Source organism: Actinocrispum wychmicini (assembly GCF_004345645.1).
Taxonomy (GTDB): domain Bacteria; phylum Actinomycetota; class Actinomycetes; order Mycobacteriales; family Pseudonocardiaceae; genus Kibdelosporangium; species Kibdelosporangium wychmicini.
Map to the genome: position 1 here is coordinate 1,237,292 of NZ_SLWS01000001.1, position 16,731 is coordinate 1,254,022.

General features: G+C 70.2%; 15 protein-coding genes and 1 pseudogene. 9 read left to right on the forward strand and 7 right to left on the reverse strand.

The window, feature by feature from the left end:
- The first annotated feature begins 38 nt into the window (after positions 1-38).
- Both EV192_RS06260 and EV192_RS06265 read left to right on the forward strand, forming a co-directional pair.
- Positions 39-3,356 (forward strand): error-prone DNA polymerase, encoded by a 3,318-nt coding sequence (locus EV192_RS06260; RefSeq protein ID WP_132111903.1) that lies wholly within the window; start codon positions 39-41, stop codon positions 3,354-3,356.
- A 240-nt stretch (positions 3,357-3,596) separates the two neighbouring features.
- Positions 3,597-4,049, forward strand: a complete 453-nt coding sequence (locus EV192_RS06265; protein ID WP_243726652.1) for a universal stress protein — start codon at positions 3,597-3,599, stop codon at positions 4,047-4,049.
- Here EV192_RS06265 and EV192_RS06270 read toward each other — a convergent pair.
- The 4 genes from EV192_RS06270 to EV192_RS55540 form a co-directional block, all read right to left on the reverse strand.
- The gene (locus tag EV192_RS06270; RefSeq protein WP_132111907.1) at positions 4,046-5,179 is read right to left on the reverse strand and encodes a TFIIB-type zinc ribbon-containing protein; all 1,134 of its coding nucleotides are present in this window, start codon (positions 5,177-5,179) and stop codon (positions 4,046-4,048) included. The genes EV192_RS06265 and EV192_RS06270 overlap by 4 nt on opposite strands.
- Positions 5,180-5,184: 5 nt before the next feature.
- Complete coding sequence (locus EV192_RS06275) at positions 5,185-6,300, reverse strand: SPFH domain-containing protein (protein WP_132111909.1); 1,116 nt, start codon at positions 6,298-6,300, stop codon at positions 5,185-5,187.
- Between the two features lie 95 nt (positions 6,301-6,395).
- On the reverse strand, positions 6,396-8,390 hold the full coding sequence (locus EV192_RS06280) for a TNT domain-containing protein (RefSeq protein ID WP_132111911.1): 1,995 nt from the start codon (positions 8,388-8,390) through the stop codon (positions 6,396-6,398).
- A gap of 101 nt (positions 8,391-8,491) precedes the next feature.
- Positions 8,492-8,728 carry a hypothetical protein gene (locus EV192_RS55540; protein WP_243726653.1) on the reverse strand — a complete coding sequence of 79 codons (237 nt, stop codon included), beginning with the start codon at positions 8,726-8,728 and terminating at the stop codon, positions 8,492-8,494.
- Between EV192_RS55540 and EV192_RS57300 the strand changes: the two are divergent.
- The 6 genes and pseudogenes from EV192_RS57300 to EV192_RS06310 all read left to right on the forward strand — a co-directional run.
- Positions 8,622-9,044: pseudogene (locus EV192_RS57300) on the forward strand (MFS transporter); the annotation flags it as partial. The gene EV192_RS55540 and the pseudogene EV192_RS57300 overlap by 107 nt on opposite strands.
- A 7-nt stretch (positions 9,045-9,051) precedes the next feature.
- A complete protein-coding gene (locus EV192_RS06290) occupies positions 9,052-9,702 on the forward strand; it encodes an MFS transporter (RefSeq protein WP_132111913.1) in 651 nt (216 codons plus the stop codon).
- A 4-nt stretch (positions 9,703-9,706) separates the two neighbouring features.
- Complete coding sequence (locus tag EV192_RS06295; RefSeq protein ID WP_132111915.1) at positions 9,707-10,555, forward strand: bifunctional methylenetetrahydrofolate dehydrogenase/methenyltetrahydrofolate cyclohydrolase; 849 nt, start codon at positions 9,707-9,709, stop codon at positions 10,553-10,555.
- Positions 10,552-10,851: a DUF3017 domain-containing protein gene (locus tag EV192_RS06300; RefSeq protein ID WP_424923341.1), complete on the forward strand. Its 300-nt coding sequence runs from the start codon at positions 10,552-10,554 to the stop codon at positions 10,849-10,851. The genes EV192_RS06295 and EV192_RS06300 overlap by 4 nt, the downstream gene beginning before the upstream one ends.
- 89 nt (positions 10,852-10,940) lie before the next feature.
- Positions 10,941-11,510: a VanZ family protein gene (locus tag EV192_RS06305; RefSeq protein WP_132111917.1), complete on the forward strand. Its 570-nt coding sequence runs from the start codon at positions 10,941-10,943 to the stop codon at positions 11,508-11,510.
- Between the two features lie 84 nt (positions 11,511-11,594).
- Positions 11,595-12,584, forward strand: coding sequence for a malate dehydrogenase (locus tag EV192_RS06310; RefSeq protein WP_132113082.1), 990 nt, complete (start codon positions 11,595-11,597; stop codon positions 12,582-12,584).
- 47 nt (positions 12,585-12,631) lie between these two features.
- Here EV192_RS06310 and EV192_RS06315 read toward each other — a convergent pair whose 3' ends face one another.
- Genes EV192_RS06315 through EV192_RS06325 form a run of 3 tightly spaced genes read right to left on the reverse strand, consistent with a single transcriptional unit; the run spans position 12,632 to position 15,830 of the window.
- Positions 12,632-13,816, reverse strand: a complete 1,185-nt coding sequence (locus EV192_RS06315) for a cytochrome P450 (RefSeq protein WP_132111919.1) — start codon at positions 13,814-13,816, stop codon at positions 12,632-12,634.
- A 55-nt stretch (positions 13,817-13,871) separates the two neighbouring features.
- Entirely contained in the window at positions 13,872-15,146 is a 1,275-nt protein-coding gene (locus EV192_RS06320) for a sensor histidine kinase (protein WP_132111921.1), read from the reverse strand.
- Positions 15,147-15,830: a response regulator transcription factor gene (locus EV192_RS06325; protein ID WP_243726655.1), complete on the reverse strand. Its 684-nt coding sequence runs from the start codon at positions 15,828-15,830 to the stop codon at positions 15,147-15,149. It abuts the gene before it with no gap.
- A gap of 66 nt (positions 15,831-15,896) precedes the next feature.
- Between EV192_RS06325 and EV192_RS06330 the strand changes: the two genes are divergently transcribed.
- Positions 15,897-16,712, forward strand: coding sequence for an inositol monophosphatase family protein (locus EV192_RS06330; protein WP_132111925.1), 816 nt, complete (start codon positions 15,897-15,899; stop codon positions 16,710-16,712).
- The last annotated feature ends 19 nt before the right edge of the window (positions 16,713-16,731 follow it).

Here is a 16,731-nt window from a genome sequence, read left to right on the forward strand (position 1 = left end):
GTGACTGGTAACCGGGATGTGACGCCAGGTGGTGAGAAATGGGCTGGAACAACCCGCCGGTGCGGTGGGCCGACCTGGAGCGTGCGCTGTCCGGCAAACCCTTCCAGAAAGGCGACGGCGGTGACAGTCCGGCCTGGACCAACCACCGCGGTCCGTACACCGCCCGCATCGACCTGCCGGGAGCGAACGACGATCCGCGTCCGGAGAAGCGGGCGGTGCCGTACGCCGAACTGCACTGCCACTCCAACTTCAGTTTCCTGGACGGCGCCAGCCATCCGGAGGAACTGGTGGAGACGGCCGCGCTGCTCGGTCTGGCGGCGGTGGCGATCACCGACCACGACGGTATGTACGGTGTGGTCCGGTTCGCCGAAGCCGCCAGGGAGCTGGGCGTCCGCACGGTGTACGGCACCGAGCTGAGCATGGGGCTTTCCGCGCCGCAGAATGGGATCGCCGACCCGGAGGGCGAGCATCTGCTGTTGTTGGCCCGGCGGCTGGACGGGTACACCGCGCTCTGCCGGACGATCAGCGCCGGGCAGATCGACGGCAACGAGAAAGGCCGCCCTGACTACGTGGTCGAACGTGTCGTGGCGGACACGAAGGACAGCTGTGTGGTGCTCACCGGGTGCCGGAAAGGGGCGGTCCGGCGTGCGTTGGCCACCGAGGGCTCGGCCGCGGCCATGGACCGGTTGCGTCACCTGGTCGACGTGTACGGCAAGGAGAGCGTCTACGTCGAACTGACCGATCACGGCTATCCGGACGACAGCGTCCGCAACGACCTGCTCGACGGCATGGCCAAGGAGTTGGGCCTGCCGACGGTCGCGACGAACGCGGTCCACTACGCCACGCCGGAACGCGGCCGGCTGGCCGCGGCGATGGCCGCGGTCCGGGCCCAGCGGAGCCTGGACGACATGGAGGGGTGGCTGCCACCGGCGTCGACCGCGTACCTGCGGTCGGGCGACGAGATGTACGCCAGGTTCGACACCCGCTATCCCGGCGCGGTACATCGGGCGGCGTTGCTCGGGTTGGAGTGCGCGTTCGACCTGAGCCTGGTCGCGCCCAAGCTGCCGCCGTTCAACGTGCCCAACGGCGACACCGAGGACACGTATCTGCGTGAGCTGACCTACGAGGGAGCCGCGCGTCGGTACGGCCCACGCGAGGAGAACCGCAAGGCGTACGAGCAGATCGAGCACGAGCTGAAGGTGATCGAGGACCTCGGGTTCCCCGGGTACTTCCTCGTCGTGTGGGACATCGCCAAGTTCTGCCAGGACAACAAGATCCTCTGCCAGGGTCGCGGTTCGGCCGCGAACTCCGCGGTCTGCTACGCGCTGGGGATCACCAATGTCGACGCCGTCGAGCACAAGCTGCTGTTCGAACGGTTCCTCGCGCCGGCCAGGGACGGCCCGCCGGACATCGACCTGGACATCGAGTCCGACCGCCGCGAGGAGGCCATCCAGTACGTCTACCGCAAGTACGGCCGGTCATGCGCGGCGCAGGTCGCGAACGTGATCAGCTACCGGGCCAAGTCCGCGGTCCGGGACATGGCCAGGGCACTGGGATACTCGCCCGGCCAGCAGGACGCGTGGAGCAAGCAGATCGACCGCTGGGGACCGGTGAAGTCCACAGTGGACGAGAACGACCACGACATCCCGCCGGTCGTGCTCGACCTGGCCGGCCAGGTCGAGGGTTTCCCGCGGCACCTGGGCATCCACTCGGGTGGCATGGTGATCTGCGACCGCCCGGTCAGCGAGGTGTGCCCGATCGAGTGGGCCCGGATGGCGGACCGGTCGGTGCTGCAGTGGGACAAGGACGACTGCGCCGCGATCGGCCTGGTCAAGTTCGACCTGCTGGGCCTGGGCATGTTGTCGGCGTTGCACTACGCCATCGACCTGGTCGACGAGCACGAGGGCAAGCAGGTCGACATCGGCAAGCTCGACTTCACCGACCCGAAGATCTACGACATGCTCTGCCGGGCCGACTCGGTCGGGGTGTTCCAGGTGGAGAGCCGGGCCCAGATGGCGACCCTGCCCCGGCTGAAGCCCCGCAAGTTCTACGACCTGGTGGTGGAGGTCGCGCTGATCCGGCCCGGCCCGATCCAGGGCGGCTCGGTGCACCCGTACATCCGCCGGAAGAACAAGGTGGAACCGGAGGTCTACGAGCACGACCTGCTGAAGCCGGCGCTGAAGAAAACCCTTGGCGTGCCGCTGTTCCAGGAGCAGATGATGCAGCTCGCGGTGGACGTGGGCGGGTTCGACGCGGCCGAGGCCGACGAGTTGCGCCGCGCGATGGGCGCCAAGCGGTCCACCTATCGGATGGAACGGCTGCGGGAACGTTTCTACCGGGGCGCGGCCGAGAACGGTGTGACCGGCGAACTGGCCGAGCGGATCTACGAGAAGATGCTGGCGTTCGCCAACTTCGGGTTCCCGGAGAGCCACGCGCTGAGCTTCGCGCACCTGGTGTTCGCCAGCTCGTACTTCAAGTACTACCACCCGGCGGCGTTCTGCGCGGCGCTGCTGCGCGCCCAGCCCATGGGGTTCTACTCGCCGCAGTCCCTGGTGGCCGACGCCCGCAGGCACGGCGTGGAGGTCCGTGGCCCGGACGTGAACGCCAGCGTCCCGCACGCCACCCTGGAGCCGAAGTCCACAACGGACAGGACACCGACCGTCCGGTTGGGACTCGGCACCATCCGGACGATCGGTGACCGGCTGGCCACCGCGATCGTCGCGGAACGCCAGGAGCGCGGGCCGTTCACCGGCATGACCGACCTGGCCAGGCGCGTGCAGCTGACCACCGCGCAGGTCGAGGCGCTGGCCACCGCGGGCGCGTTCGGCTGCTTCGGGACCACCCGGCGGGCGGCGCTGTGGTCGGCCGGCGCGGCCGCGGGTGACCGGCCCGAGCTGCTGCCGGGCACCACGCTCAGCGCGGCCGCGCCGACCCTGCCCGGCATGGACGAGGTGGAGCTGGCCGTGGCCGACGTGTGGGCGACCGGCCTGTCCCCGGACAGCTTCCCCACCCAGTTCGTCCGGGAGCGACTCGACCAGCTGGGGGTGCTGACCGCGGCCCAACTGGCCGACGTCCCCGACGGCACCCGGGTCCTGGTGGGCGGCGCGGTCACCCATCGCCAGCGGCCGGCCACCGCGGGCGGGGTCACGTTCCTGAACCTCGAGGACGAGACCGGAATGGTCAATGTGGTCTGCTCACCGGGCCTGTGGGCGCGGTACCGGCGGGTCGCCCGCGCCAGCGCGGCGATGCTGGTCCGTGGTGTGATCCAGGTCGCGGAGGGTGTGGTCAGCCTGCAGGCGGACCGGCTGCAGAACCTCGAACTACGTATCCCGTCCCGGTCCCGGGATTTTCGCTAGTGGTTGCGACCGGAGGTTCGTTGGGGGTATTCGGCGGATCCAGGTTTCCGCTGGGCGTGCGGCCGGAAGGTCCTCGTACCGGGTTGTACTCGGGTCTTTCGGCCGTGCGGCCAGCGGGAAGCTGGGCCGTCGAGACCCCCGACGAACTTCCGGTCGTGACCGCTAGCTGTCGTGTGTCAACTCAGGTCGGCATCCGGACGGCGGTCCGCACGAAGCGGCTTGTCCCTTTACGATCCGGGGGTGTCCGAGGGCGCGGCCGACTTCGAGATCGGCAAGGACGGGTCGAACGTGATCGTCGTGGGCGTGGACGGCAGTCCGCCCGCGCTGCACGCCGCTGCCTGGGCAGGGGGGTTGGCCAGACGGGAACGGGCCAAGCTGGTGCTCGTCTACGTGGAGCCGATCGCCAGCCCGGCGTACTGGACGGCGATGGGCATGGCCGGGGCGACCGAGGCCGCGTCCGCGTTCGTCGACGAGATCCGCCAGGACGCCGCCGCCTACCTGGACCGCTCCGGCGTCCCGTGGGAGCTGGTGCACTACCGCGGCGATCCGGCGCACGGCCTTGAGGCCATCGCTGAGGAGCGGCGCGCCGACTGCATTGTGGTCGGCCGGTCGCGGCACGGCGGTGGCCTGGTGGGCTCGGTGCCGAAGATGCTGATCAAGGACGCCAAGCGCCCTGTTGTCGTGGTGCCCTAGCGTCTGGGCGCGGGGGTCGGTGACGTGGTCGTCGTTCCGGTGTGGCGGGACAGGACGATCCAGACGATGATCGCCGCGATCACGGCCAGCACGAGCAGGATCGCCAACGCGATCTTGGCCTTGCTGTACGGGCGTTCGCCGTGCACCTCGCCGGTCCGGCCGTTGACCAGGATCTGCCAGGTCTTGCCGGCGTGCAGGTACGTGGCGATCCACACCGGCAGCAGCATCAACTTGAACGTCACGTTGTTGTGCTGCGTGGCGACGTCGTTGACGCGTTGCTCGTCGCCGCCGATGTCCTGCCGGCAGTCCTCGCGGATCACCGGCTCTATGGTCGTTCTTGCCGTGTCGAAGCCCTGTTCCGGCTCGACGTCGTAGCGCAGCGCGGAGTACCCGGCCAGGTACTGCGGCTGGTACGGCGCCGCGTCGAGTAATGGCCACGGCTGAAGGTCGTGCAGCTTCTTCTGCGGTAACGCGACGCTGGCGGGAATCAGGATGTCGTCGAAGAACCGCTCCACCACGCCGTTCGCCGGATACCACCGGGTGTGCTGGACCCGACGGGTCTGCGTGTTGCCGTCGCTGTCGGTGTAGCGCTCGGTCGTGTAGTAGTGCTCACCGCGTTGGCCGGAGTACTGCGACACGGTCTGTGAGTCGAAGGTCCAGTGCGGGACGTACGTGCCCTTCGTGGACTCGGCCTCCCTGACCTTCTTCAGCGCCGACGGCGCGAACCAGCGTGACGACGTCCACTTGCCCAACGCGTCCCGCATGGCGCCACGGTCGAGCATGAACGGCAGCACTGCCTCCGGCACGATCTGGCCGGTCGCGGTGCCGTCGACGACGAGCGGCGAGCCGCAGAACTGGCATGTGCCGGCGATGTCGTTGGTCTGTGTCTGCGCCGCACAGCGCTGGCACTTGAGCGTGTACGCGCCGATCGCGCCCACGGGCTTGCGCGGCAGCCGCGTGAGTTCGGCGAACGCGATCTCACGTACCTGGCGGTCGCCCGTCGTGATCTCCTGCTGGAACCCGCAGTACGGGCAGCGCATGGCGTTGGTGCCAGGCGCGAACTGGACGCGGGCGCCGCAGCCACCGCACGGGTACGTGTGGGACGCGGCCGGGGCCGGGGTGTCCGTCATGGCGGTCAGGCCTGCGGCGGCAGTGGCGGCGGGACGGCCCCGAACAGCGGGGTCAGCTCGGGCACCTGGCTCGCCGGCACCCAGCCGGCCATGCCGTTGCGCCACACCAACGTGGTCGCCGTCAGCACGCCACCGGCGACCTGCTGGCCCAACCCGTTGCGGTCGAACGGACCCAACTGCTGGCCGTTCGCGCCGACATACCACTGCTCCACCGGCGGCAGTGGCGGCGGACCCGCCGGAGCCTGCTGCGCCTGGGGTTGCATCTGTTGCTGGTGCATGGCCGCGGCGGCGGTCTGGCCGAGCCCCATGCCCAGCCCGACACCGAGCCCGGCGCCCGCGCCGCCCTCGTTGTTCGCCGCGTCCTCGATGGCGTTGGCCGTCTGGAACTTCGTGTACTGGTCCAGGTTGCCGAGCACGCCCATCTGCGAGCGCTTGTCGATGGCCGCCTCGACCTCGGGCGGCAGCGAGATGTTCTCGATGATGAACTTCGGGATGGCCAGACCCATCGGGCCCAGCTCCTCGGTCAGCGCCACCGCCAGCCGGTCGCCGATCTGCCCCTGCTGGGTGGCCAGGTCGAGCATGGGCACCCCGGACGACGCCAGTGCCGTGCCCAGCCGGCCGACGATCATCTGCCGCAGGTACTCCGAGACCTCCTCGGTGCGGAACTGCGGGTCGGTGCCGGCCAGCTCCTTCAGCAGTGCGGGCGGGTTGATCACGCGCAGCGAGAACGCGCCGAACGCGCGCAGCCGGACCATGCCGAACTCCGGGTCGCGCACGATCACCGGGTTCTGCGTGCCCCACTTCATGTCCGTGAACTGCCGGGTGTTGACGAAGTACACCTCGGCCTTGAACGGCGAGTGGAACCCGTACTTCCAGCCCTTGATCGTGGACAGGATCGGCATGTTGTGCGTCTCGAGGGTGTACATGCCCGGCGCGTAACTGTCGGCGACCTGGCCCTCGTTGACGAAGACGGCCGCCTGGGACTCACGCACGGTGAGCTTGGCGCCCATCTTGATCTCGTTCTCGTACCGCGGGAACCGCCACACGATGGTGTCCCGGCTGTCATCGGTCCATTCGATGATGTCGATGAACTCGCCGCGGATCTTGTCGAAAACGCCCATAACTCCCCCGGTGGTCGGCGGTCCCAGCTCTGGCTACGGCGACGCGACGATAGCAACATCCACCGGGCCGACGCTGGGCTGCCGGCCGACCCCGCTCAGCTCGGTGGCCGCTCCCGGCCGGGGACCTCCATCAGGTAGCCGTCCTCCACCATGTCCTCGACCGCGTGCGGCAGCAGGAACGCGGTGCCCCCGCCGGGCTGCTCGAACCAGGGGATGGCCACCCCGGTCAACGCCTCGAACGGTTGCTGTACGCGATAGGTGTGGTACTCGCGGTGCACCCAGTCAGGCACCAGGGACCGCAACGGGAACGGCGTTCCGACCGAGTACGTCAGATTCCCGTCGCCCGCGCCGAACCGGTCGATCTCGGTGCCCGGGTGCAGCTCCACCAGCCGCTTGCCGCGGAACAACGTCAACGGCGGCTCGCCGTAAAGCGGCTGGATGGGCCAGTCCTGGGGGCGTCCCGGGCTGGTGATCTCGGCCGGCCGGGCGGCCGGCGCGGTGATCTCCGTCGGCCGGGCCATGGGGGCCGGCGCGGAGATCATCGCGGTGGCGTTGCCGGGCTGGTGCATCGGCTCGGGCTTGGGCCCGCTCGGCACGGATGCCCGCTCGCGTTCCTCGGTGTCCTCAAGGGCGGACAGCGACGGCATCGACAGCACGGTCCTGTCCAAGTCGTCCTCCGCGGCCGGGGCCGGCAACGGTGGCGGGGGAGGCGGCGGGGGCGCCTGCTGGGGGACCGAAGGTTCCGGCATCTCCGCCCGAACGGGCAGCGGCGCGGGTGGCCTCGGGCCGTCCATCAGGACCTTGCCGAGCAGGAACGCCGACGCGTCGGTGACGTCCTCGAAATGCTGCGGCGAGTCGAACTGGTTCTGCTCGAACCAGCCCACGCGCCAGCCGTCGTCCACCCGCTCGAGCGTCCACGTGCGCTCCACCGGCGGACCGATCCGGTACGCCGACTCGGGCACGCCCAGCTCGGCGAACTTCCCCCGGACCTGGGCCAGCGCCGGGCCCGGCGGGGGCGCCGACGGCATCGCCGGGACAGCCGGGGCCGGCATGGCCGGCGCCGGAGCGGGCGGCGGGGGCGCGGAGATCGGCGGCGGCGGAGGCTGAGGCGGTGACACGTTGATCGGCGGGTGCGGGGGCGTCGGCCGCCCCGGCTGTGGCGGTGGCGTGCCGCGGGCGACGAACGCGGACGCGTCCGCGACCACCTGTTCGTCAACCTGGGGCACCTCGAAGCCATGCCGGCGGATGTGGTCCACCAGGTCCGGCTCGGGGCTCACGCCGTAGGTCCGCAGGTAGTAATTCACCGACGCCGGCCAGATCCACACCCCGTCGGTGTGGAACGCGATCGGGACCGAGTTGCGGCCCTCCGGGTCCAGCCGGTCCACGTCGTAGCCGCGGCTGGGCAGCGCGAACGGCGCGTCGTCCAGGTACGCGAGCATCGCCTGGGTGTCCAGCTCGTCCAGCTGCGGCCGGTTCACGATCGGCCGGCCCTGCGGGCCGATGCCGTCGAAGGTCCGGGCGACCCGGAACCTGGGCCGTTCGAAACCACCCGGCGGGGTCTGCGGCATCGGCGGTGGCATCGGCGCGGACAGGCGCCTGGCCAGCCATTCCGGCACGTTCTCGTCGTCACGGGGGAAGATGCGCAACTCGTCCGCGAACGCCGGTGGCGGCGGCGGGTTGGTCCACCGCGGCTCGTCCCGGTCGTACTCGAGGTTGTAGCTGGACGGCCGGTCAAGCTGGTAGCGGGCGTTGAACCAGGTCCCGCGGCCGTCGCGGTACATGCCGCCGCGCAGCCGGGCGAACAGGGTCGCCAGGTCCGGCGCCACGGTCCACGGCCGGACCTCCTCGGGTTCGGCGTCGTCGGTGTGATCGGCGGCCTGCACGGCGAGCTCGGCGGTCATCTCGTGGTACCGGCCGACAGCCCGGTAGTGCACCGTGACCTGTGCCCACTCCGTCGGGGCGGCCCGCAACAGGGCCAAGCCGATCTGCTTGACCAGAGTGTCCTGCTCGGTCGGATCCAGCTGGGTCGGTTGCGTCACGTTCCCATCCTCCCTTTCTCGATCCGATTCGGCACATGGGGAATTCACCATCTGCCTTTACACGAAGTGCCCAACCGGACCCGTGACACCTCGCAGCGTAATCGTTCGCGTTTTGTCGGTCCCCCTTGAGACAGTGGCCGGGTGCTCCGCCCCTACCGCGAACTGGCCCGCGTCCCGCGGGCTTTGGGCCTGCTGACCTGGACGTTGGTGGGTCGGCTGCACATGACTGGCACGCCGCTGGCGATGTCGTTCCTGATCGCCGGCTGGACCGGGTCGTACGCGGTGGCGGGGTTGCTCGGCGCGGTGCTGATGGTCGGCCTGGGGGTGGCCGGGCCGCTGCGCGGGCGGATGGCCGACCGGCGTGGCGCGGCGAGCCAGTTGGTCGGCACGGGTGTGATCTATGGCCTGGGGGTAACCCTGGTGGCGTTCGTGCCCAGCTGGCTGCCGCCCGGCTGGTGGCCGCTGGAGGCCGGGCTGGCGTTCGCGGCCGGCCTGGCCTGCCCGCCGGTCGTCCCGGTCGCGCGGGCGACGTGGCCGCGCCTGCTCACCGGGTCCGCGTTGAAGTCGATGTACACGGTCGAGGCGACGTTCACCGAACTGCTGTACGCCGTCGGGCCGCTGTTGGCCGCTTCGGTCGTCGCGCTGTTCAACCCGGCGTTGGCGATAGTGATCTGCGGCGCCCTGGCCACGATCGGAGCCGTGGTCTTCGCCCGTGCCCTGGCGCGCGCCGGGTTCGACGGCCCGCTGCCGGCCGAGGAGAAGGCCTCCGGGGGAACGCACCGCGCTGTTGACCGCGCCGGGCGTCGCGGCCTGCCTCGGCCTGGCTTTATGCCTGGTCGGCGCGCTGTTCATGGTGGACACCACGATCGTCGCGCTCGGCCGCAACATGGCCATGCCGATCCTGGCCGGCGCGCTCGGCGCTGTCTGGGCCGTCGGCTCGTTCCTCGGCGGGCTCGTCGCCGGTGGCCTCACCGGCCGGCCCAGGCTCACCGTTCGGGTGCTGCTGACCCTGGTCGGCCTGGTCGCGCTGGTGCCGACCATGCCGCCAGTGTCCGACCCGGCGCTGCCGTGGCTGGTCGGACTGGTGCTCCTGCTCAGTGGCGCGGCGATCGCGCCCACCCTGGCCGCGGCGAACATCGTCCTCGGCGAGCTGGCGCCGCCGGAACGAAGGACCGAGGCGTTCGGCTGGGTGGCCACGGCGAGTACGGTCGGCACGTTCATCGCGATGCCCAGCTCCGGGCTGCTGCTCGACCACGGCGGGCCGGCCGTGGCCGTCGGTGCCGCCGCCGCGGCCGGTGTGCTTGCCGTGCTGCTGACCCTTTTCATCCCGGCCAAGGTGCCCGTCCCGGCTTTGAGAGGATGACCGAGTGAGCGCGACCACCCTGGATGGCAAGGCGACCCGAGACGCGATCTACGAGGACCTGAAGGTGCGGGTGGCCGCGCTGAAGGAGCGCGGCATCGCACCCGGCCTCGGCACCGTGCTGATCGGCGACGACCCCGGCTCGGCCATGTACGTGCGCGGCAAGCACTCGGACTGCGCCAAGGTCGGCATCACGTCGATCCGCAAGGACCTGCCGGCCGACATCAGCCAGGAGGCCGCCGAGGCCGTGCTGGACGAGCTGAACGCCGACCCGGCCTGCACCGGCTACATCGTCCAGCTGCCCGTGTCCCCGCACCTCGACACGGGTCGGCTGCTCGAACGGGTCGACCCGGCCAAGGACGCCGACGGCCTGCACCCGGTGAACCTCGGCCGGCTGGTCCTGATGGAACCCGCTCCGCTGCCGTGCACCCCGCGCGGCATCATCGAGCTGCTGCGCCGCTACCAGGTGCCCATCGCGGGCGCGAACATCACCGTCATCGGTCGTGGCGTGACCGTCGGTCGTCCGCTGGGCCTGCTGCTCACCCGCAGGTCGGAGAACGCGACGGTCACCCTGTGCCACACCGGCACCAAGGACCTCGCGGCCGAGGTCCGCCGCGCGGACATCGTGGTGGCCGGCGCCGGCGTGGCGCACCTGATCACCGCGGACATGGTCAAGCCGGGCGCCGCCGTGCTCGACGTGGGCGTCAGCCGCACCGAGGCCGGCATGGCCGGCGACGTCCACCCGGACGTGCGCGAGGTCGCCGGGTTCCTGTCGCCCAACCCAGGCGGCGTCGGCCCGATGACCAGGGCCATGCTCCTGACGAACGTCGTCGAGGCCGCCGAGGCCCGGGGGTGAGTGTGTCCGCGAACAACGGCGGCACCCGGACCCAGCTGCCGTTCGCTGTCGTGATGCTGGTCGTGGTGATCGGGATCGTGCGGGTCGTGATGCAGCACTGGCGCGAGGGCACCACGGAGATCGGCCTCGCCCTCCTGCTGGCCGCGTTCCTACGGGCTGTGTTGCCCGACCGAAAGGCCGGGTTGCTCGCGGTCCGCACGCGCAAGGTGGATGTGCTGCTGTACGGCGGATTCGCCGCGATGATCATCTTCATCTCGTTGACGATCGTCGGCGGCCCCTTCGACTCCACCGGCTGAATGGTCGGCCAGCCTCGGTCAACCGGCCGAGGATGGACCGGCTCTTCGACCGAAGTCGCAGGTAGGGGCGGTTCCATAACGTCGTTGGCATGACGCCGAGCCAGCTCACCGCCCTCCACTCCGGACTGATCATCTTCCTGGTCACGTGGCCGGTGGTCGTCCTGGTGCAGCTGGCCGGCCGCAGGCGCGCCCGCACGGTCATGAGCGGCGCCGTGGTCACGCTCTACGCCAGCCTCGCCGTCGCGATCGTGCTGCTGCCGCTGCCCGGCCCGCACACCCACCGGCCGGTCCAGACCATTCAGCTCGTGCCGTTCCAGTGGGTGCTCGACTTCGTCGGCGGCGACCCGCGGGCGTTCACCCAGGTCGTGCTGAACGTGTTGCTGTTCGTGCCGGTGGGGGTGTTCGCCCGGACGTTGTGGCGGCGGAACCTGCGCCAGGCCGTCCTCATCGGATTCGCGTTCGCACTGTTGATCGAGATCACCCAGCTGACCGCCAACTTCGGCACCGCGCCGTTCGCGTACCGGATCTTCGACGTGGACGACCTGATGACCAACACCCTCGGCGCCGCCTTCGGCTGGATCGTGGCCAACGCCCTGGTGCGTGTCCCAGATCCCGTGAGAGCCATGCCACTGCCCAAAGACCGGGTGTTGCGGGGTTGATAGCCTGCGGTGGCTGGTCCCGGCGCTGAGACCGCGCTGGTCGCGCCCGAGACCCCCATACTCACTTGAGTGGATCGGAAGGCAATGACCCGCACCCCCGTCAACGTCACCGTCACCGGCGCGGCCGGCCAGATCGGCTACGCCTTGCTGTTCCGGATCGCCTCGGGCCAGCTGCTCGGGCCGGACACCCCGGTCCGGCTGCGCCTGCTGGAGATCACCCCGGCGCTCAAGGCCGCCGAAGGCACCGCCATGGAGCTGGACGACTGCGCGTTCCCGCTGCTGGCCGGGATCGACATCAGCGACGACCCGCGGGTGGCGTTCGACGGCGCCAACGTCGCCCTGCTGGTGGGCGCCCGGCCGCGGACCAAGGGCATGGAGCGCGGTGACCTGCTCGAAGCCAACGGCGGCATCTTCAAGCCGCAGGGCGAGGCCATCAACGCGGTAGCCGCCGACGACATCCGCGTCCTCGTGGTCGGCAACCCGGCCAACACCAACGCGCTGATCGCCCAGCGGCACGCGCCGGACGTGCCCGCGGCCCGCTTCACCGCGATGACCCGGCTCGACCAGAACCGCGCGTACAGCCAGCTGGCGAAGAAGCTGGACGTCACGGTCAACGACGTCAAGCGCCTGGCGATCTGGGGCAACCACTCGGCCACCCAGTACCCGGACCTGTTCCACGCCGAGGTCAACGGCAAGAACGCGGCCGAGACCGTGAACGACCAGAAGTGGATCGAAGCGGACTTCATCCCGACCGTGGCCAAGCGCGGCGCGGCGATCATCGAGGCCCGTGGCGCGTCCTCGGCGGCGTCCGCCGCGAACGCCGCGATCGACCACGTCCACGACTGGGTGAACGGCACGGCCGAGGGTGACTTCGTGTCGGCCGGTGTGGTGTCGGACGGCTCGTACGGCGTGCCGGCGGGCCTGATCTCGTCCTTCCCGGTGACTTCCACCGGCGGCGACTACGAGATCGTGCAGGGCCTGGCGATCGACGACTTCTCCCGCGCCCGCATCGACGCCTCCGTGGCCGAGCTCGCTGAGGAGCGCGACGCGGTCCAGGGCCTCGGCCTGATCTGACATCCGTGCCAAAGGGCGCCCTCTCCCCGAGGGCGCCCTTTGTCGTGTCACCAGGCCACGGGCAGTTTGTGCACGCCGAAGATGGCCATGTCGTCGCGCAGCGGCACGTCGTCCGGGTCGACCGCCAGCCGCAGGGTCGGGAACTCCCGCAGCAGCGCGGTGAAGCCGATCCGCATCTCGATCCGGGCCAGCTGCTGGCCGAGGCACTGGTGGATGCCGTGCCCGAACGCGACGTGCCCGGCCGGTGTCCCGGCCAGGTTCAGCCGTTCCGGGTCGACGAACCGCATCGGATCCCGGTTGGCCGCGGGCAGGTGGATGGACACCGGATCGCCCGCCTTGATCAGCCGGCCGTCCAGTTCCACGTCCTCGAGCGCGGTCCTGGCCGCTCCGAAGTGGACGATCGTGAGGAAGCGCAGCAACTCCTCCACGGCGTTCTCGGCCAGGCTGGGGTCGGATCGCAGCGCGGTCAGCTGGTCGGGGTTGGTCAGCAACGTGAAAGTGCCCAGCCCCAACATGTTCGCGGTGGTCTCGTGCCCGGCGATGAGCAACAGGAGCCCCATGTTGGCGACCTCCTCGTCGGTCAGCTCACCATCGGCGACCAGGCCGCTGAGCATGTCGTCGCCCGGCTGCCCGTGCTTGCTCACGACCAGCCCGAGCAGGTACGACTCCAGGTCCTCGAACGCCCGGCGGGCTTCCTCGGGCGGCGAGTCGAGCCGCAGCAGGTTGGCGGACTCCCGCTGGAAGTAGGCCCGGTCGGTGGCCGGCACGCCGAGCAGTTCGCAGATCACCAGCGAGGGGATCGGCAGCGCGAACGCCTGCACCAGGTCCACCGGCGGCCCGGCCTGGCGCATGCTCTCCACGTGCGCCGCGGTGATCTCCTCGATCCGCGGGATCAGTTGGTTCATCCGGCGCACGGTGAACTGGCCGGTCAGCAGCTTGCGGTAGCGGCCGTGGTCGGGCGGGTCCAGCGCGATGAACATGCCTGGTTTCGCCGGCTGCGGGTCCGGGATCACGCGGATCGGGGACTTGCGGAACTCGGCGCGGGAGCTGAACCTCGGGTCCGCCAGCACCGCGCGGGCGAGGCTGTGCGAGGTCACCAGCCAGCCGGTGTCGCCGTCGGGATACTGCAGCCTGGACAGCGGCGGCCGGTCGAACAGCTCCGCGGGCGGGTCGAGCGGAGTGTCGCCACGGTCGGTGGGGAAGTCGTAGATGTCGGAAAGGGTTTCTGTCATCGCGAACTCCTCTCATCTGCCTTCGACGTAACGCTTCGAACCTGACCCTGGGCTGTCACTGGTCTGACAAAGAGCTGACGGTGGGCAGCGACACCCGGAAGGTGCTGCCCCGGCCCGGCTCGCTGGTCACGGTGATCTCGCCGCCGTGCGCCAGCACGATCGCCTGGACGATGCTCAGGCCCAGGCCGGTGCCGCCCGACGAGGTCCGGCCTTCCGCGCGGTAGAAGCGTTCGAACACGCGCGCCACCACATCAGGCGCCATACCAGGGCCTTCGTCGGCGACCGTCAGGCAACCGTCCTGCACGCTGACTGTCACGGATGTTCTGGGCGGCGTGTGTTTCAGCGCGTTGTCAACGAGATTGCGCACCACCTGTCGCAACGCCTGCTCGTCGCCCGCGACGACCGACTCCCGCGACGCGTCCATCGTGATCCGCCGGTCCGGGTGCAACGCGCTGACGTCCGCGATCGACTCCGCCGCGATCCCGCGCAGGTCCACGGGTTCCCGTGGGACGTCCCGAAGCGGGTCCTGGGCCAGGCTGACCAGATGCAGCAACTGATCGACCAGGTGGCTCATCCGGTCGGCCTGCTGCTCGATCCGGCTCAACGCCACCGCGGCCAGCTCCGGCTTGCCGGACACCCGCTGGAGTTCCGCCCAGCCGCGGATCGTGGTCAGCGGCGTCCGCAGCTCGTGCGACGCGGCGGCGACGAAGTCCTGCAGGCGTTGTTCGGACTGTTTCTGTTCCCGCAGCGAACGGTTGAAGAGGACCGCGCCGAACACGGACACCGCGATCGCCGCGGCGCCGGTGGCGACGAGTTCGAAGACGACCAGCTGGTTGACCGCGTTCTCGCCGGCGTTGAGGCTGCCGCCGATGATGGCGTACCGGAACTGGGTCGGGCTGTTCTGGCCGGCCAGCAGGATTTCGGCGTGTTCGCCGAGGTCGAACGAGCGCATCCGGAACCTGGTGTCCGAAGAGGACAGTGTGAGCGGCTCGGCGGCCCAGCCCGGCGGGACCGGGTCGGGGATGGTGGGCGCGGTGACCGGCTCCCCGGTCAGGCTGACCGGCTGGGTGCGTTCCAGGATCCGGCCGTCCGGAGCGACCAGGACGATGAGAAACCCTTCGGGCATCTGCTGTCCCACCGCGACACCGTCCACTGTGACCAGATGGCCGGCGAGTGGCGGCAGGTTGCGCTGGACTTCGACGAGGGTGCGGTCGACGCGGTTGGTCGCGTACGCGTCGAGCACGACAACGGCCGCGCAGTCGATGACGGCCATCCCCAACACCGTCAGACCGATGAGTCCGACCAGCAGACGGCCGCGGGCGCTGCGCATCTACAGCTCGGCGATCCGGTAGCCGAACCCGCGGACGGTGTGGATCAGCGGCGAACGGCCGGCGTCGATCTTGTGCCGCAGCCGGGACACCAGCTTCTCCACCACGCCTTCGCCGAACTCGTGCTGCCACACGTGGTGCAGGATCTGTTCCTTCGTCATCACCTGGCCCGCGTTGACCATGAGATACCGCAGCAGCTTGTACTCGGTCGGGGTCAGCTCGATCGGCTGGCCGCCGCGGGCGGCCTGGAACCTCGTCTCGTCCAGGGTGAGGTCGGCGCTGCGCAGGACCTGGCCGGTGGCCTTGCCGGACCGGCGCAACAGGGCGTGCACCCGGGCGAGGAGTTCGAGTACGTGGAACGGTTTGGTGACGTAGTCGTCCCCGCCGATCCGCAGCCCGGTGACCATGTCCTCGATCGAGCCCCGCGCGGTGAGGAACAGGATCGGCGGGGTGTGGCCGCCCTCGGTCATCCGCCGGCACAGCGCGAACCCGTCCATGTCCGGCAGCATCACGTCGAGGATCACCAGGTCGGGACGCTCGTTGGCGACGGCGTGCAGCGCCGCCTGGCCGGAGCCGACGGTGGACACGCGATAGCCGGCGAGGTCCAGCGTGGTGGACAGCAGCTCGGTGATCGCCGGTTCGTCGTCGACCACGAGCACCCGCTGACCTTCCCCAGTGCGTTGCACCCTCCGCCTCCCTCTGGTCACGCAAACGAACTTAGAGGACTCAACGTTCCCAGGTACCGTGCTCGTATGTCGATGATCGCGTGGCCGGTACCCGACCCCGACCTGCCGTCCGGCATCCATCCGGCCCTCGCCGACGCGGCGTCCGCCGCCGCAACGGCGTTCCGAGCGGCCCGCGCCCGGCACACCCGCGCGGAACTGGGCGAGCAGGTCGCGATGGGCGCCGACGGAACACCCACCATGCGGGTCGACGCCCTGGTGGACGAGGCCATCGTTGAGTCCGCGTCCCGCAACCGGGTGAACCTGCTCAGCGAGGAGGCCGGCTTCGTCGACCACGGTTCCGCGGTCACCCTGGTGATCGACCCGGTGGACGGCTCGTCGAACGCGGCGATGGGCCTCCCGCTGTCGTGCTTCGCCGGTGCCGTGGTCACCGACAACACCGCCACCGAAGCCCTGACCCTCTGGTTCGACACCGGACGTACCTGGTGGGCCCGTGCCGGCGAACCCACCCCGTACCGAACCACCGGCCGCACCACCCTGGCCGGAGCCACGGTGACCATGTTGCGTCCCAAGAACAACAGCTTCGACGCCTGGCTGCGCGTGGTCGGCCGGGCCGACCGGGTCCGCGTCCTGGCCACCACCTGCCTGGAAGCCGCCCTGGTCGCCGACGGCTCGGTGGACGCCTTCGTGGACTCCGGCTCGAACACCCACCGGATCATGGACCTGGCGGCGGCGATGGTGATCGTGCCGGCCGCCGGCGGGGTGGTGCTGGACGTGCACGGCCGTCCCCTCGACTTCGACCCGGACCTGACCCGCCGCTGGTCCGGCCTGGCCGCCGCCACCCCGCAACTGGCCGACGAGCTCATCCAGGCCGTCCTCGGCTGACCCTCGCCATGTCACCGAT

Coding starts and splice junctions, on each gene's coding strand:
- EV192_RS06320 (WP_132111921.1), bottom strand. CDS start 15,146: ATGCGCAGCGCCCGCGGCCGTCTGCTGGTCGGACTCATCGGTCTGACG.
- EV192_RS06280 (WP_132111911.1), bottom strand. CDS start 8,390: ATGGTGAATTCCCCATGTGCCGAATCGGATCGAGAAAGGGAGGATGGG.
- EV192_RS06330 (WP_132111925.1), top strand. CDS start 15,897: ATGTCGATGATCGCGTGGCCGGTACCCGACCCCGACCTGCCGTCCGGC.
- EV192_RS06315 (WP_132111919.1), bottom strand. CDS start 13,816: ATGACAGAAACCCTTTCCGACATCTACGACTTCCCCACCGACCGTGGC.
- EV192_RS06310 (WP_132113082.1), top strand. CDS start 11,595: ATGACCCGCACCCCCGTCAACGTCACCGTCACCGGCGCGGCCGGCCAG.
- EV192_RS06260 (WP_132111903.1), top strand. CDS start 39: ATGGGCTGGAACAACCCGCCGGTGCGGTGGGCCGACCTGGAGCGTGCG.
- EV192_RS06305 (WP_132111917.1), top strand. CDS start 10,941: ATGACGCCGAGCCAGCTCACCGCCCTCCACTCCGGACTGATCATCTTC.
- EV192_RS06275 (WP_132111909.1), bottom strand. CDS start 6,300: ATGGGCGTTTTCGACAAGATCCGCGGCGAGTTCATCGACATCATCGAA.
- EV192_RS06270 (WP_132111907.1), bottom strand. CDS start 5,179: ATGACGGACACCCCGGCCCCGGCCGCGTCCCACACGTACCCGTGCGGT.